This is a genomic window from Lutibacter sp. Hel_I_33_5, assembly GCF_007827455.1.
In the GTDB taxonomy this organism is placed as follows: Bacteria; Bacteroidota; Bacteroidia; order Flavobacteriales; family Flavobacteriaceae; genus Polaribacter.
In genome coordinates, this window is sequence record NZ_VISM01000001.1 from 996537 (window position 1) to 1015499 (window position 18963).

Sequence of the window (18963 nt, forward strand, 5' to 3'; positions counted from 1 at the left end):
CTGACTTTCATAAATATATGTTCTTAAAATAAAGTAAAACAATAATAATGTTCAAAATTAGGGGGGGGGTAATCAATTTGTTTTGCCTGTTTCTTTTTTTCTTAAAAATATTTACAGTAATATTATTTATTAAATTTTCAACAATAATATAGATATGAAATATTCTAAAATCTTTTTTTTATTTTCAATGATAATTTCAATTTCTTGTAAAGATATACAAACTAAAGAAATTATTTATTCTGATAATTTTGAAAATAATATTGATAGTTGGGTTGTAGAACAAATGAAAGATGGAACAGTAAAAATACTAGACAATAAACTTGATATTTCACAAGGAAATGGTGCTGTAATTTGGTTTAAAGAAAAATTAACAGTTCCCATTACAATTAGTTACGAAGTAACCATAATAGATAAGGGTAACAAGCATGATAGAATTGCTGATATGAATTGTTTTTGGATGGCAAATGATCCAGAAAACCCAAATGATTTCTTTAAAAACTCAGAAAAACGTGGTGGGGTTTTTAAAGAATATTTTTCACACAGTTTGTATTATGTTGGTATGGGTGGACACAACAATACTAAAACTAGATTTAGGAAATATTTTGGAAATGGAGACAGACCTCTTAAACCAGAACACGATTTAACCGATTCAAAATTTTTAATCACACCAAATAAAAAGAATAAAATAAAGATTGTCGTTACTAAAGAAAACACCCAGTTCTATTGTAATGATTTATTAATATATAATATTAAAGAAGACACTATATACACTTCTGGATATTTTGGGTTTAGGTCTTATAAAAATCATCAAAGAATTGATAATTTTAAGGTGACAAAACCATAAAAAAAGAGGTTTCTAATACTTCAGAAAACCTCTTTTAATAAAGAATGGTAGTTATTTTGGATTCTATTTTAATTCTATTTGTTCTGTTTTAGTTTCAACATCTCCTTTAACCATTTTAAACCCAGCTTTCATTTCTTCTAATTTTTTTGGATTTACTGACGCTAAATTATTTTGTTGTCCAATATCATTAGTTAAATTATATAATAAGTATTCAGAAGAATTACCAACTTCAATTTCTACTTGATCTAATACTTTTGGACCTTCATATGGTGGTATCATCACCCAATCTCCTTTTCTATATGCTAATCTAGATGTAGCTTCAATCATTAAATCTTCTCTTCCTTTTTTACTTTCACCTAAAAAAACATCTAATAATTCTTGACTGTCGTCAACTCTAACATCACTTCCAACAAGTTTTGCTATAGATGATAATAAATCGATCTGACAAACCAAGGCTTCAGAAACTGATGGTTTAATTTTACCATTCCAATAGGTAATAAATGGCATATGAGTTCCGGCTTCAAATAAACTGTATTTTCCTCCTCTAAATGAACCAGATGGTTTATGTTTTCCTAATTTCTCAACAGCATCATCAAAATAACCATCATTTAAAACTGGCCCATTATCACTCGAAAAAACGATTAAGGTATTTTCTAATAACCCTTCTTCTTTTAATGTATTAATAAATTCACCAATAATCCAATCAGCCTCCACTATAACATCTCCTCTTGGACCTAAACCAGATGTACCAACAAATCTTGGATGTGGTGTTCTTGGCACGTGGGGTTGTTGAATAGGATAATATAAAAAGAAAGGTTCATTTTTATTTTTCTTAACATAATCTTGCGCTCCTTTTAAGAAATGATCAGCCATATCAACATCACTCCATTTTGCTGCATCACCACCTTTCATATAACCAATTCTGGGTATTCCGTTTATAATAGAACTATTATGTCCATGATGCCATTTCATAGTTAATAATTCTGGATTATCTTTTCCAGTCGGTTGACCTTCAAAGTTTTTAGCATAATTAATTTCTATAGGATCATTTGGGTCCAAACCAACAACATCTCCATTTTCTATGTAAACTGTTGGAACTCTATCTTGTGTTGCGGCCATAATATAAGAATAATCGAATCCTACTTCATTTGGACCAGGAGTTACCTTTTCATTCCAATTTACATGTCCACTTCCAAGACCTAAATGCCATTTACCTACAATCCCTGTATGATACCCTTCTTTTTTAAGCATTTTAGGAATTGTCATTTGATCCGTTTTAATAATCAATGGTGCTGTACCTGGTAAAATTTTTGCTTTTTTATTTTTCCAAGGATATACTCCTGTTAATAAAGCATATCTACTTGGTGTACAGGTTGCAGAAGTTGCATATCCGTTTGTAAAACGAACTCCTCCATTTGCTAAAGCATCAATGTTTGGTGTCTTAATTTCTGATGTTCCGTTTATTCCTATGTCACCATAACCTAAATCATCTGCATAAATAATTACGATGTTTGGTTTTTGATTATTGTCTATTATCTTTTTATCTGTCTTGCAATGGATGAAAATTGAAGAAATTAATAGTAGAAAAAATGTTTTTTTTATAAATGTATCCATCTATTTATTGATTATTTTATTAATAAAAGAATTAATTTAACTTCAAAAAAAAATGCGGCTTTTATCAAAAAACCGCACTTATATCTAAATTTTATATGTCGTTATTTACATTCATTCTTTAAGAAATCTTATAACTGGCACAAAATGAGTTTGCTTTTCATTTAACAAAAAGAATAAAGCAATTAATTATTAATCTTAACAATTAAAGGTGTTTGCTTCTTTTTTGAAAAGTCATTTAAATAATTTTCCCACTCTTGGTTATTTTTAAATTGACCACTTTCTTTCCATCCAAATCCAGAATAATAAACAACCGTATTTCTTTCAACTTTTAAGTTTGCATATGCATTACTTAAATCTTTAGCATCAACATTATATGTTTCAGAATCTAAAAAAGTTGATGGTAAAGCAATAATAGCAGTTCCTAATTCAGAATCTGCATGAGGTTGCCAATAGCTTACCCAACCGTTTTCTTTGTTACTATTTACAACACCATCTTTTTCATGCAGTGTTAATCCAGCAGAAATATTATCTGATCCGATAATAGTTGTTTCGAATTTAGAAAAATTACTTCCTTTATCTAAACTAATAATTTTAGATTCTTTTATTGTTGATTCTCCTGCTTTCCAATCTCCATATTCTAAAGAAAAACTAGTTCTTAATGGACCAGTAGTGATGGTTCTCCATTTTACATAGTTCTTAGAAAAATAATATGTTGTATCAACTTTTACAGCGATTCCTCCAGCTCCACGACTAATCCCTACATGAAAATTATCTAAACCTTCACCAGTATCTTCATGATACGACCCAGTTCCATCTACATATTCTTTATACCATTTATTGATAATAGGATAATCCACTTTTTTTAACCAAGGATCTACACCACTAGAAAGTGTTCCTCCAGGAACGTTATCTTCAATCATTTTCTGAGCTGTTGGTCCGTAAACACGAAAAGCAACTCTATCATTTTCCCAAGTATAATCATCTGTTCTTTCAGGAACAAAACGAGAAAAACAATATTCAATTGAAGATGGTTTTTCTTCTCCCTTAATAGTTACAACTTCAAACTCTGATTCAGAATTTGCAGAAACTTTAGGCTGAAATAAAATTTGATCTACAACTCCATCACCATCATTATCAACAGTTTGTGTAACTTGTAAATCACCTGATTTTACATCACGAATACCAACAGTTGTTAAATCTTCTACTTTTAAATCATCTTTTGACAACTCAACTGTTTCAAAAGATTTATCAACATCTAATGTGTTTTTAATTGTAATAGAAGTATTTTCTTTTTGCGAACAAGAAGTAAAAACACCAACTAACACTAAACATAAAATAGTTTTAATAGTATTCATCATATATATTTTAATTATTATTCATTTGCTGGTTTACCGATAGTCGCTAAAATTCCACCATCTACATAAACAACATGACCATTTACAAAATCACTTGCTTTAGAACTTAAAAAAATTGCAGCACCTTGTAAGTCTTCTGGAGCTCCCCAACGTGCAGCTGGAGTCCTTTTGATAATAAATTCATTAAAAGGATGACCATCAACTCTTATCGGTGCAGTTTGACTTGTTGCAAAATACCCTGGACCAATTCCGTTGGTTTGTATATTAAATTTTGCCCATTCTGTAGCCATACTTTTAGTTAACATTTTTAAACCTCCTTTTGCAGCTGCATAAGCACTTACGGTATCTCTACCTAGCTCACTCATCATAGAACAGATGTTAATAATTTTACCACCACCTCTTTCAATCATTCCTTTCACTACATTTTTAGAGACAATAAATGGCCCAACAAGATCTACATCAACTACAGCTTTAAAATCTGCAACTTCCATATCAACAATTGGTGTTCTTTTTATAATACCAGCATTATTTACTAAAATATCAATATTACCAACTTCTTTCTCAATTTTTTCGATGGCTGATATAACTGCTTTTTCATCAGTTACATCAAACACATATCCATAAGCGTTTAAACCACAAGCTTTATATTCTGCAACAGCTTCTTCTAATGCATCCTTAGAAAAATTATTCACAACAATTGTTGCTCCAGCATTTCCTAATCCTTTTGCCATAGCCATTCCTAAACCATGAACTGCTCCTGTAACTAATGCTACTTTCCCTGTTAAATCAAATAAGTTAACTGACATATTCTTTATTTTTTATTATTTTAATTCGTTTGTTTTACAGTGATCCATATCACCATAATCTAAGTTTTCTCCTGCCATTCCCCAAATAAAACTATAAGAACTAGTTCCTGATCCTGAGTGAATTGACCATGGTGGAGAAATTACTGCTTGATCATTTGTCATCCAAATGTGTCTAGTTTCAGTTGGTTCTCCCATAAAGTGACATACTGCTTGATCTGCATCAATTTCAAAATAGAAATATACTTCCATTCTTCTATCATGTACATGTGCTGGCATTGTATTCCAAGAACTACCTGTTTTTAAAGTAGTCATACCCATTTGTAATTGACAAACATCAACAACACTATTTACAATATATTTTCTTAATGTTCTTGCATTTGCAGTTTCTGGTGATCCTAATTCGATAACTTCAACATCATCTGTTCCAATTTTTTTGACTGGATATTCTTTATGTGCTGGAGCTGAATTTAAATAAAACTTTGCTGGATTACTTGCGTCATCACTTGAAAATATAACTTCTTTATTTCCTGACCCAACATACAATGCTTCTCTGTGTGATAAATTATAAACTGTTCCATCTACAGAAACTGAACCACTTTCACCAATATTAATAATACCTAACTCTCTTCTTTCCAAAAAGTAAGATGCTTTTAATGGATCAATTGTTTCTAAATTTAAAGGAGTACTTGTTGGAACAGCACTACCTGCGATATATCTATCGTAATGCGTGTATACTAAATTAATAGCATCCAACTCCATTAAATTATCTATTAAAAATTCTTCTCTTAATCTTGTTGTATCATAAGATTTTACATCTTTTGGTGATGCTGCATATCTAGTACTGTAATTTGTTTTCATATTAATATTGACAATGATTTATTATATTATACGTATATTTTACAAATATATGAAATAAAACAACAAATACAATCGATTGTATTTTAAAATATTTTATATATTTGTCTTCTCCCATTCTCCCATTAGTTATAAATTAATGATCATTTTATGAAAACAAACAAAGTAACAATACACGATATTGCTAGAGCTTTGGGATTAGACAGCTCAACAGTATCACGCGCATTAAACGACAGTTCTAGAGTCACAAAAAAAACTAAAGAAAAAGTACAAGCAAAAGCAAAAGAACTTGGATACCAACGTAATCTAATTGCTGCAAATCTAAGAAAAAGCGTAACAAATACCATAGGTGTAGTTGTACCTAGGATTTCTCGTTACTTCTTCTCCTCTGTTATTGAAGGAATTGAAGAAACTGCCTACAAAGAAAATTACAATGTAATTATTTGTCAATCTTTAGAAGAATTAGAAAGAGAAAAACAAATTTTAGACACATTAGTTTCTAATAGAGTTGATGGAGTGTTAATCTCTATATCAATGGAAACAAAGGATTACAATCATATGGATAGTTTAAAAACTAGCGGAACTCCATATGTGCTTTTTGATAGATATTGCGATATTCCTAAAAATAACAGCGTATTAATTGATGATTTTAAAGGTGGATACAAAGCAACAAATCATTTAATATCTAAAGGGTATAAAAATATCATACATTTTTCTGGACCATTGGATTTAGAAATGTACAAAAACAGATTAAAAGGATACAAGAAAGCACTAGAAGACAATAATATTAAATTTAATGAAGATTTTGTTCTTACATCTAAATTAATGGAAAAAGATGGTATGAATATTGCTGCTCAATTATTAGAAAACAAAGTAAATTTTGACGGTATTTTTTCCGCGAATGATGTTGCAGCAATTGGAGCCATGAAACATTTAAAAAATAATGGTATTAAAATACCTGATAACGTTGGTATTGTAGGCTTTTCTAACGAGCCTATTTCCAGAGTAATAGAACCCGGCTTAACAACAATTGATCAATCTGGTAATATTATGGGAAAAAAAGCGACTGAATTACTATTGAAAACAATAAAAAATAAAGATTTTATTTCGGAAAGTCAAACAATTATATTAGATTCAAAACTTATTGAGCGCAACTCGTCAAATAAATAATGAAAAATATTAGGTATACTACTTTTTTTATATGTTACTTCCTCTTTTTATCAGTCTTTGGACAGGAAGAAAGCACTTTTAAGTCGATAAAATTTAAGCATTTTTCTCTTAAAGATGGTCTTTCTCAAAGCTCTGTTTTATCTATAACTCAAGATAGTGATGGCTTCTTATGGTTTGGTACAAGAGACGGACTTAATAAGTATGATGCCTATTCGTTTAAAACTTTTAGACATCATCAAGAAGATTCTACCTCTATAAGTAATAATTATATAAAAACTCTTTTTGAAGATCCAAATGGGAATTTGTGGATAGGCACTCAAAACGGTCTTAACAAATACAATAAAGAGAATGACTCATTTAAAAAAATTCACTTAAACAATTCGAACAGTATTAATGCTGAAATATGGAATATTATATCATTCGATAAGGAAAATATCCTTGTTGGAACAAATAAGGGTATTAATAAAATAAACATCAATACAGAAAAAGCTGATGATAGTTTTCCAAAAATCTCAACTCCAATAAGGGCATTATTTATTGATAGTAATAGAAATTTATGGGTAAAATCAGTAAATAATGTAGAGGTTTATAATTTAAATGATAAAGAGCAAGAAAAAAGATCTTATAAATTAGACAAAACAGAAGAACTAACATCAAATAGAGTTTCTTCTATTTACGAAGATCGACAAAACAACATTTGGATTGGTTATAAAAACGGTTTAGCTATTTATAATAAAGAAAAAGATAGTTTCGATCTTTTTAAACTAAATAACAAACCTGTTATCTCCGAACACGTAAGAGACATACATGAAGACTATCTTGGAAACTTATGGATAGGAACTTATGATGGAGTATATATTTTTAACAAAACAAAAACACAAGTTAAATATATTCAACACCAAGAAAATGATCCTAATAGCCTAAGTCAAAATTCTGTATATAAAATTTTTGAAGACAGCAAAGGAGATATTTGGGTAGGAACTTATGCTGGTGGAATTAATTATTATGATAGAAGTTTTGATTCATTTAAACTTTTTTCTTCAGGAACAACAAACTCATTAAATTATAAAGTTGTTAGCTCAATCGTAGAAGACAACCAACACAACTTGTGGATAGGTACTGAAGGTGGAGGGATAAACTTTTATAATAAAAAAACAGGGGACTTTAAACACTACACAAAAAACAACTCTCAAAGAAGCCTTAGTACAAATAATGTAAAAGCAATTTTAAAAGATAATGACGATAATCTTTGGATAGGAACACATGATGGAGGATTAAATTTTTTAAATACTAAAAAAGAACCTTTTTCTTTTGAAAAATTCAGAAATAACCCGAATGATACATTGTCACTTAGTAATGACAGAGTAGTTGTATTACATGAAGATTCAAATAAAAATATTTGGATTGGAACTTCAGGTGGCGGAATAAACACACTAAACAAAAAAAGAAAAAACATTAAAAGACTTCCTGCCTTATCTACTACTGTTGGAGATTATATTTATACAATCACAAACTCAACTGATAAAAACTATATATATATCGGAGGTGACAAAGGATTATGCAAAACTGATATAAACACTCTTAAAGTTGAAAAAATAGATTTTCAACAAAACAAAAAAAACAACAATACACTTTCTGTTTTCGAGGATGAAAATAAAAATTTATGGATTGGTACCGAAGGTGATGGTTTGTATTATTACGATTCAAAAACCAAAGAAAGCACAAAGTATGGAACAACCAATGGTCTATTAAGTGAAATTGTTTACGGGATCTTACCTGATGATGATGGGAGTATTTGGCTAAGTACTAATAAAGGTTTAAGTAAATTTGATATAAAAAACTTCCAAATAAAAAACTTTGACGTATCTGACGGCATTCAAGGAAATGAATTTAATTACGGAGCCTATTTAAAAGGATATAATGGAGATTTATACTTTGGAGGTGCAAACGGTTTAACTGCATTTAATCCTAATAAAATTACAGAAAACTCATTTGTACCACCTGTACTTATTACCGATGTATTAATCAACAATCAACCCTACAAAAAGAAGTATAAAGAAAAAATAACATTAACACATGATCAAAATGTTTTTGGCTTTAATTTTATTGCATTAAGTTATTCAAAAGCAAATAAAAATCAATTCGCCTATAAATTAGAAGGTTTTGATAAAGACTGGAATTATGTAGGCACAAGGAAATCAACAGTATATACAAATATAGACGCTGGCACTTACACTTTTAGAGTAAAAGCATCTAATAGCGATCGATTATGGAATGAAAAAGGAGCTGAATTAAAAGTTAGAATTCTTCCTGCACCATGGAAAACTTGGTGGGCTTATTTGATTTATATTATTGGAGCTGCATGTTTGCTTTATTTATTTAGAAAATATTATTTAATTAGAATAAAAGAAAAAAACGAACTTAAAAAAGAACGTGAAGAAAAAGAGCAGATTGAAGAAGTAAATGCTTTAAAACTACAATTATTCACGAATATTTCTCATGATTTCAGAACACCTTTAACATTAATTATTGGTCCTTTAGAAAAAATGATTAATGAGCAAAAAGGGGATTCTTTTATCAAAGAACAACATTCTGTAATGCACAGAAATGCAATGGTTTTGCTACAACTTATTAATCAATTATTAGATTTTAGAAAAAACGAATCTGGTCAACTTAAATTAAAAGCTTCTAAAAATAATATTGTTTCATTTATTAATGAGATTAAAATTTCTTTTAATGAATTAGCTAAAGCAAAAAATATAAATTTCAACTTAGATACTTCTGATGAAAACATAAAAGTTTGGTTTGATAAAATTAAACTAAAGAAAATAATGTATAATTTATTATCTAATGCATTTAAGAACACAAATGATGGTGGAGAAATTTCTATAAAAATCTCAACAAAAGAAAAAAAAGACACAAAGTATATTCAATTAGATATAGAAGATACAGGCAAAGGTATTTCTAAAGAAAATGTAAAATATATTTTTGATCGCTTTTACCAATTAGGACAAAAATCAAATACCCAACTAGGTACTGGTATTGGTTTATCTTTAACAAAAAGTTTGGTAAACTTACATAACGGAAAAATAACTGTAAAAAGCACAAAAGGAAAAGGATCTGTATTTACAGTAACATTACCTCTTGGTAAATCACATCTAAAAAAGAATCAATTAGTAAATGATAAAAATTTAATTGAAAACAGCACCTCACAATTTCTTAATCCGATTCATCAAGCAACTCCTCAAACAATAAATAACGATATTTCAAAAAATCAAGTAGATAATACTTTATCTACACTGCTTATTGTAGAAGACAACCCAGAAGTTAGATCTTTACTTAAAAGCATATTTAATAACAACTACAATATTGTTGAAGCCGAAAACGGAAAAATTGCATTAGAATTAGCAATAGAAAAATCTATTGATTTAATTTTAAGTGATGTAATGATGCCTGAAATGGATGGAATTGAGCTATGTCAAAATATAAAATCTAATATAAAAACCAGCCATATTCCAGTTGTGTTATTGACAGCTAAAACATCAAAAAAATCACAAGATTCTGGCTTTCAAACTGGAGCAGACTCTTATATACTGAAACCATTTGACCCTAAAACATTAAGCTTAAGAATTGACAACCTTATCAATTCAAGAAAAAACTTAATCTCTAAATTCAGAAAAGAATTAATTACCAAACCTAAAGAAATTGTAGCTACTTCTGCTGATGAAAAATTCTTAGCAAAAGCGTTAGAAATTGTTGAAAATAATTTATCGAATCCTGATTTTTCTGTAATTGATCTTACAGAAAAATTAAATATGAGTAGATCTGTTCTATACAGAAAAATTAAAGCATTAACAGGGCAGTCAATTGCAGAATTTATCAGGACTATTAAATTAAAAAGAGCTGGCCAATTAATAACTTCAAAAACAGACATGAATATTTCTGAAATAGCTTATGAATTAGGTTTTAATGATTTAAAACATTTTAGAAAACTCTTTAAAAAACAATATAATGAGCTCCCCTCTCAATATAGAGTAAATCACACAAAATAAAGCACTTAGAACCTCACAAAACCTTTATGAACAAATAATACCCCTTCTTAGGGTCTTTTCCCCCTTGGTTATTATCTTCAAAAGAATAATATTTGTAACTTACAAATAACTAAAATTCTAATAAATATGAAAAATGAGTCTAAATTTTTCTTAAAAAAGATTAAAAACTCTGTAGTACTCTATATCTCTATTTTTATAATAGGACTAAGTACAAATGCTACTTTTGCTCAAAGTAAAGTTGTTAAAGGTACTGTAAAAGATGATACTGGAGAAGTTGTACCTGGAGCAAGTGTTTTCGAAAAAGGCACTTCAAACGGTACTTCAACGGATTTTGATGGAAACTATTCTTTAAAAGTAAGTGAAAGTGCAACATTAACTTTTTCTTACGTTGGTTACGCTGCTAAAGAAGTTTTAGTTGGAAACCAAACGAACATCAATGTTACATTAATCAGCAATAATTCACTTGATGAAGTAGTTGTTATTGGTTATGGTTCTGTAAGGAAATCCGATCTGACCGGCGCAATCTCTAGTGTTGGAGCAAAAGATTTTGAAAAACAACCTTTATTTAGAGCTGAAGACGCTTTACAAGGAAGAGCTGCTGGTGTTCAAATAAGTAAAAACTCTGGAGCACCTGGAGCTGAATTAAAGATACGTATTCGTGGAAACAACTCAATAACAAGAGGAAATCAACCCTTAGTTGTTGTTGATGGTGTATTTGGAGCAGATCTAAGAGCTGTTGATTCAAACGATATTGAATCTATACAAATTTTAAAAGATGCATCCGCAACAGCAATCTATGGAGTTCAAGGGTCTAATGGGGTAATTTTAGTTACAACCAAAAAAGGACGAGGTAAAGCAAAAATAAGTGTGTCATCTTATACTAGTTTTTCTGAAGTTCCGCGTTTTGTGGATAAATTAAGCCCTGAAGAATTTGCACAAATAAATGGAGAAACACTAATTGGATCAGGGACAGATTATCAAAAAGAATATTTTAAAACTGGTATAACTAGTAATACTCAATTATCTCTTAGAGGAAAAAGTGATAATGTTGGTTATTTTATTTCTACTAGTATTTTAGATCAAGAAGGTATTGACATTAATTCTGGTTATGAAAGATATAATTTAAGATCGAATACAAATGTTGATGTAAATGAAAACCTTAAAATTGGACTGAATATTAATGGTACCGTAGAAAATTATTTTAATTTATTATCTAACGGATCTAGAACATCTACAGACAATAGAGCTGGTATTAATGCTCTAATAGGATGGGATCCATTAACGCCAGTAACAGATGAAAATGGAAGTTATAATTTAACATCTACAAATAACTTAGCTTCTCAATTTGTCAACCCAATTGCGGTTAGAAGAGAATCTGAAAGAAAAAATACTAAAACAACAATTAACACCAATTTAAATATTAATTATAAGTTAAATGAAGATTTAACATTAAACTTATCTGGTTCATATTTACATAGAGGGAGTTTTACAAGGAACTATATTGGTGTACAACCTGGATTAGATCCTTTAAGACCTTCTAATTCTGGTGCAGGTTACAGCTCTCGAACATCTATCCAAGGAACTTCAACTTTAAATTGGGTAAAAGAATTTGGTAAGCACAGAATTGAAGCATTAGCAGGTTTTGAAATAATATCAAGATACACCAAAAGGTTTAGTGGTAGTGTTGGTGATATAGATGACCCATTTGACACTAAAGAGTTTTATCTTGTAGATCAATTCCCTTTAAATGAGAAAGGGTACTCTAATGATTTAGACAAAAGATTTATCCGTTCTTTATTCGCAAGAGTTCAGTATGTTTTTAATGATAATTTATTAATTACAGCTACAGTTAGACGTGATCAAGCTGGAGTCTTTGTAGGAAAAAATCAAGTTGGTATTTTCCCTTCTGGTGCTATTGCTTATAAGCTTGACGAAATACTGCCTGAAGATTCTTTCATTAATTCATTAAAATTAAGGATGAGTTATGGTGAAACTGGTAATCAAGGTGCAAGCTTTGGAGATACAACTCCTAAGTTTGAAGAACGTACTATAAATTTCCCATTAGATGGAATAAATGCAGATAATGGTGGATTAGTTTTAGGAAGTCCCGCAAATGGAAATTTAGTTTGGGAAACTACAAGACAAGCTGGCTTAGGTTTTGACATGTCTATGTTTGATAATAGAGTAAATTTAACCGCAGATGTTTATTACAAAAGAACTTCAGATTTATTTTTAGATGTTGATTTACCAACATTTTTAGGCTTAGATCACGCAAATAATCTTGGAGGAAACATAAATATTAAAAAATTTATTGATAATGTAGGACAAGTTTCTAATAAAGGGTTAGAAATAAGCATAAATGGAAATATTATAGAGAATGACAAATTAACATGGAGTTCATCTGTAAACTTTTCTATGAATAGAAATAACGTAGACAAATTAGACGGAGTTCAAACTGAAATATTTGTAAATCCAGCCGGAAGAAGTGGTTCAACAAATGGGGCAATGGCAATTGTTAAAGTTGGAGAACCTTTGGGACTATTTCATGGTGTTACTTTTCTTGGAACTATTAAATCGGCAGAGTCTGGTCTTGGTAAACCTGCGGGTGGAGTTAAATATATTACTGATGACACTAATTCATCCATTACTGGCATTATTGGTAACCCTAATCCAGATTACACACTAGGTTTTAGTAATACATTAACTTATGGTAATTTAGACTTTAGTTTTCTTATAAATACAACACAAGGATTTGATGTATTAAACTTAACTAGAGGAGTAAATTCATTAAATGTTGATAATCCTACATGGGGAGATTATAGAGATAGATGGACACCAGAAAATGAAACTGACATTCCAGTTACTGGTACTAACTTTATTAATTCAACCAGATATGTTGAAGATGGTAGTTTTATTAGGTTAAGTAATGTGTCTTTAGGGTATAATTTAAAAAATATGATTAACGGATTTAATTTAGTTCGTGTATATGCAAGTGGACAAAATTTATTTACAATTACTGATTATACAGGTTACGACCCTGAGGTAAGTTCTACAACGGTTAATTCATCTACTGGAGCTTCTATAGATTGGGGAGCATACCCTAACCCAAGAACAATAACCATTGGTATCAATTTAGAATTTTAAAATATAAAATAATTAAAGTCATGAAAAATAAACTTAACTTAATTAAGAAACCTATAGCATTACTTTTATGTAGCTTATTGTTGTTTGTATCTTGTGGAGATATAAACGATACGCCAAATGAAGCATTAATTGATCCAGCGAATTTAACTAGTGTAAATAGTTTAAAACTAGCAACTATTGGAATGTTTAAAACTATTACTTCTGCTACCAGAAGAACTAATTCATTTCAAAATGCTTTTGGAGGCGATGATATTACTAGCTCTGCAGCTAATAATAAACTTAGGTTTCAAACAATGGACAAAAGAACCTTTGATAATAGTAATGAGGATTTAATATGGCAATGGGGAAGACCTTATTCTGTTATAGAAGCAACAAATTTTATTCTTGAAAATGAATCAAATATAGAAACTAAAAGCTTAGACGAAAAAAATCAATTAAATCTTTTTATTGGTGAAGCATACTTTGTTAGAGCATATTTTTACTTTGAATTAACAAATAATTTCGGTAAAATTCCTTTAGTACTAAGTACTCAATTAGATTCGAAAACACCTAAATCTGAAATAATTGATGTTTATAAACAAATTGAATCTGATTTATTGAAAGCAGAATCACTACTTCCAAACAAACATCCTGATGTATCTGTTGGTATAAAACCAAATAAAGGTTCCGCTAAAGCTATCCTAGCAAAATTGTATATGCATTGGGCAGGTTGGCCATTAAAAGGAGGTACAGACATGTACAAAAAGGCAGCAACTAAAGCGAAAGAAGTTATTAATAACGCAGGTACACATGGTTTTGCTTTGGTTAGTGACATGAACACATTATGGACAGAAGAGGAATCTGAAAGGTTGAATTCTGAAATTGTATGGGGAGCTGCACACGCGCAACATGTCGACAACCACTTTTCAAATAGAGTTACTGGTAGCGTTGCATTTCCTACCGAAGCTGGTGGATGGAATGAAATTTTTTCTGAAATAAAATATTTTGAAGATTTTCCTGCTGGCCCAAGAAAAGATGCAACATTTATAACAGAAATAAAAATAATAAGGGAAGATAAGTTATTACCAGACGGCACAGACAGAACAACACCACTACCGTTAGGAACGATTGTTAGTTGGGAAGATTTAGATACAGGTGCACGTCCAATGTTTAAAAAAGCCATCGGTCAAGGAGATATTACATTAATTAATCCTAGAAATAGTAATACACGTATAACAAGTTATTTTATGAGATATTCAGATTTACTATTACTATATGCTGAAGCAGAAGGTAGGTCAGGCGGTAACTCTCCTGATGCTTGGAGAGCTATAAATGATGTAAGAGATAGAGCTTATGGTGTTGGAAATCATAATGATGATAGAAGTGCCGGCTTAGCAGAAACTGCTTTTAAGGAACGCAAATGGGAACTTGGAGGTGAGTTCAAGCGTTGGTATGATTTAGTTAGAATGGAAAGAGTTGAGTCAATTCTTACAGCAAATAGATCTCCAAGAGAATCTATTGATAAAGTTATATCTGGTTGGGGAGACTTATCTCCAAATAATTACTTTGTGCCTATTCCTCAAGAAGAAATTGATAGAGCACCACATTTAGCAGACTAATCTATTATATTTCAAAAAAATATTAAACACCTTCAAGATAAAACCTTGAAGGTGTTTTTAAATGTAGTAATTTAGTTTTATAAAAATCTTTATGAAAGTTTTAAAATTTATATCATTTTTAATAATTCCTTTACTAATTTTCTCTTGTCAAAAGAAAAAATTATTATTTGATCACGTATCATACAAAGAAAGTGGCATTACTTTTTCTAACAAAATTATAGAGTCACAAGATTACCATTATTATAAATATATTTATTCTTATAATGGTGGAGGTTTAGCAACTGCAGATTTCAATAACGATGGCTTAGTTGATGTCCTTTTTACTTCAAATCAATTTGAAAACAAACTTTACATAAATAAAGGTGAATTAAAATTTGAAGATATAACATATCAAACTGGATTTAAAAAAAATAATGGTTTTACATCGGGGGTTTCTGTTGTAGATATTAATAATGATGGTTTGCTAGATATTTATATTTCAAAAGCAGGTAAATATAATGACGAAAGGCTAACAAATGAATTATATATAAACAACGGGGATTTAACATTTACTGAAAAAGCAAAAGAATATGGTATAGATGATTCAAATAGATCTACCAATGCCAGTTTTTTTGATTATGATAAAGATGGTGATTTAGATTTATTTGTTCTTAATACTCCAATAATTACAGGAAGAAGTCAAGGAATTGAAAACTTAGATTCTATAGCAGAAGACCCAAAAACTATAGCTTTAAAAGGACATGATAAATTGTACAAAAATAATAATGGAAAATTTACTGATGTATCTAAAGAAGCTGGAATACAAATTGACAAAGCATTTGGGTTAAATGCTCAAATAAGTGATTTAGACAATAATGGGTATCTAGATATTTATGTAAATAATGATTTTGATATGCCAGATTTTGTATATCTAAATAATGGTGACGGTACGTTTACAGAAAGTAGAAATAAGATTTTAAAACACATGTCTTTCTATAGTATGGGTAGTGATATTGGAGATATTGATAATGATGGTTTAATGGATATTATTACATTAGACATGAGTCCAGAAGACTATATCCGTTCAAAAACAACCATGGCTATGAGTTCTGTTGAAAAATTTGACAAAATGGTTAAAATGAATTATCATCATCAATACATGCATAATATGTTACATGTAAATAATGGTAATGGAACTTTCAGCGATATATCACAGATGGCAGGGGTTTCAAATACGGATTGGAGTTGGTCTACCCTGTTTGCAGATTTTGATTTAGACGGGTTTAATGATATTTATATAACTAATGGAATTTATAGAGATGTTTTAGATCAAGATAAAACAAATGAAATCAGAAAAGTTATTAGATCTAAAAAAAGGAAACCAACTCAAAAAGATTTATTGGAATATTCTCAAATGTTTCCTCAGCAAAAACTGAAAAACTATTTTTTTAAAAATTCAGGAGATAGAACGTTTACAAATCAATCTGAAAATTGGACAAATCAAAACCCAACATTTTCAAATGGAGCGGCTTATGCAGATTTAGATAATGATGGAGACCTAGATATTATTGTAAATAATATTAATGAAAAAGCTACAGTTTTAAAAAATAATGCGATTGAAAATAATATTGGGAACTACATTCAATTTAAATTTAAAGGGTCAAAAGAAAATCAATTTGGTACTGGAGTAAAAGTTGAATTGTTTTTAAATGATAATCAAATATTAACAAGAGAGTTAATTACAAATAGAGGCTACCTCTCCTCTATTTCAAACAAACTACATTTTGGACTTGGAAAAACTTCAACAATACCTAAAGTGAAAATTATTTGGTCAGATGGAAAAGAACAAAAACTAACAAACATAGAATCTAATCAATTAGTAACAATTAACTATTCAAATGCTTCTGAAATTAATCATAAGATAAAGGATAATAAAGATGATCTTTTCAGCAAACAAACTTTTAATTATGCTCATAAAGATTCGGTTTTTAATGATTTTAATAGACAAATATTATTACCTCATAAATTATCTCAAACTGGTCCAGCAGTAGCAGTTGCAGATATAAATAATGATGGTATTGATGATTTATACCTTGGAGGTTCATTTGGTTTTGAAGGACAATTACTAATAGGGAATAATAATGGCGAATATAATAATATTATAGTTAATGATTTTATAGAAGATAAATATCATGAAGACATTTCTGCTACATTTTTTGATTCGGATAACGATGGAGATTTAGATTTATATGTGGTAAGTGGTAGCTATGAATATTCAGAAAATCACCCATTACTAAATGATCGATTATATATAAACACAAATGGAAACTTTAAAAAATCAATAGATTTATTACCAGAAATTAATTCAGCAGGTTCGATAGTAAAAGCTTCTGATTATGACAATGATGGAGATATAGATTTATTTATAGGCAGTAGAGTAATTCCTGGATTATATCCTTACTCACCTATTAGTTATCTTTTAAATAATGAGAAAGGTAAATTCACAATTGTAACGAAAAATATAGCTCCAGAACTTGAAAAAATAGGCATGGTAACAGATGCTGTGTGGAATGATATTGATAATGATAATGATGTTGATTTAATTGTTACTGGTGAATGGATGGGAATTGAAGTATTTGAAAACGCAAATGGAAAACTTAAAAAATCAAAAAAAAATTCAGAACTATCTAATCAAAAAGGTTGGTGGAATAAAATTGTAATTACTGACATCAATAATGATGGAACAAAAGATATTATAGCTGGGAATTTAGGCCTGAATTATAAATTTCATGCAACTAAAGATAAGCCTTTTCATGTGTACACTTCAGATTTTGATAGAAATGGTGCAGCTGATATTTTACTAGCAAAATATTATAAAAACAAACAAGTACTGGTAAGAGGAAAACAATGTACTACTCAACAAATTCCTGGTTTAGAAAAAATCATTCCTACTTATACAGATTTTGCAAATAAAGATGTTAAAGGTGTTATAGGCAATAATTTAGAAAGTGCATTACACCTTCAAGCTAATGAATTTCGATCAGGTATATTTTATCAAGATAAAAATGGTGATTTTAGTTTTAATTCTTTTGAAAACAAAGTCCAACAATCTCCAGTAAATAGTATTTTATATAACGATTTTGATGGTGATGGAATTAATGACTTATTATTAGCTGGAAACAACTATCAATCTGAAATTGAAACAACTAGAGCCGATGCAGGAATTGGTTCATTATTAAAAGGAAACACTAAAGGGGAATTTACTTTTATTGATAATAAATCTCATGGATTCTTTGAAGATAAGGATGTGAGAGATATGAAAATTGTCAAAACAAACAATGGTGAAATTATTATAATAGCAAATAATAATGATAAGTATACTACCTACAAATACAACACACCAAAATAATAATGAATATAAATACTTTGTTCTTTGGTTGATAATCACCTGTTAAGTGAACTACAATTCCACCTATAAAACTTAGTACTATAGCTATCTTTACTTTATTAAACATCAATATTATATATACAATATTGATTCCCCCT

The 18963-nt window shown here is 29.5% G+C and carries 10 protein-coding genes; 6 read left to right on the top strand and 4 right to left on the bottom strand.

Annotated features, from left to right (window positions below; all coding sequences use genetic code 11):
• Positions 1–154: 154 nt before the first annotated feature.
• Positions 155–844, top strand: coding sequence for a DUF6250 domain-containing protein (locus OD91_RS04395; RefSeq protein WP_144895179.1), 690 nt, complete (start codon positions 155–157; stop codon positions 842–844).
• Positions 845–907: 63 nt separating this feature from the next.
• On the opposite strand, the gene OD91_RS04400 is transcribed toward OD91_RS04395, so the two are convergent.
• The 4 genes from OD91_RS04400 to kduI form a co-directional block, all read right to left on the bottom strand.
• The gene (locus OD91_RS04400) at positions 908–2458 is read right to left on the bottom strand and encodes an arylsulfatase (protein WP_144895180.1); all 1551 of its coding nucleotides are present in this window, start codon (positions 2456–2458) and stop codon (positions 908–910) included.
• Positions 2459–2640: 182 nt separating this feature from the next.
• Complete coding sequence (locus OD91_RS04405; RefSeq protein ID WP_255513175.1) at positions 2641–3813, bottom strand: DUF4861 family protein; 1173 nt, start codon at positions 3811–3813, stop codon at positions 2641–2643.
• Positions 3814–3830: 17 nt separating this feature from the next.
• Positions 3831–4619: a gluconate 5-dehydrogenase gene (locus tag OD91_RS04410; RefSeq protein ID WP_144895182.1), complete on the bottom strand. Its 789-nt coding sequence runs from the start codon at positions 4617–4619 to the stop codon at positions 3831–3833.
• Between the two features lie 15 nt (positions 4620–4634).
• Positions 4635–5477, bottom strand: a complete 843-nt coding sequence (gene kduI / locus OD91_RS04415) for a 5-dehydro-4-deoxy-D-glucuronate isomerase (protein ID WP_144895183.1) — start codon at positions 5475–5477, stop codon at positions 4635–4637.
• Between the two features lie 147 nt (positions 5478–5624).
• Between kduI and OD91_RS04420 the strand changes: the two genes are divergently transcribed.
• The 5 genes from OD91_RS04420 to OD91_RS04440 all read left to right on the top strand — a co-directional run bounded on the left by OD91_RS04420 (position 5625) and on the right by OD91_RS04440 (position 18826).
• Complete coding sequence (locus tag OD91_RS04420; RefSeq protein ID WP_144895184.1) at positions 5625–6644, top strand: LacI family DNA-binding transcriptional regulator; 1020 nt, start codon at positions 5625–5627, stop codon at positions 6642–6644.
• Entirely contained in the window at positions 6644–10696 is a 4053-nt protein-coding gene (locus OD91_RS04425; RefSeq protein ID WP_144895185.1) for a two-component regulator propeller domain-containing protein, read from the top strand. The genes OD91_RS04420 and OD91_RS04425 overlap by 1 nt, the downstream gene beginning before the upstream one ends.
• Positions 10697–10822: 126 nt before the next feature.
• On the top strand, positions 10823–13840 hold the full coding sequence (locus OD91_RS04430) for a TonB-dependent receptor (protein ID WP_144895186.1): 3018 nt from the start codon (positions 10823–10825) through the stop codon (positions 13838–13840).
• Between the two features lie 20 nt (positions 13841–13860).
• Positions 13861–15438 carry a RagB/SusD family nutrient uptake outer membrane protein gene (locus tag OD91_RS04435; protein ID WP_144895187.1) on the top strand — a complete coding sequence of 526 codons (1578 nt, stop codon included), beginning with the start codon at positions 13861–13863 and terminating at the stop codon, positions 15436–15438.
• 91 nt (positions 15439–15529) lie between these two features.
• The gene (locus tag OD91_RS04440; protein ID WP_144895188.1) at positions 15530–18826 is read left to right on the top strand and encodes a VCBS repeat-containing protein; all 3297 of its coding nucleotides are present in this window, start codon (positions 15530–15532) and stop codon (positions 18824–18826) included.
• Positions 18827–18963: the final 137 nt, after the last annotated feature.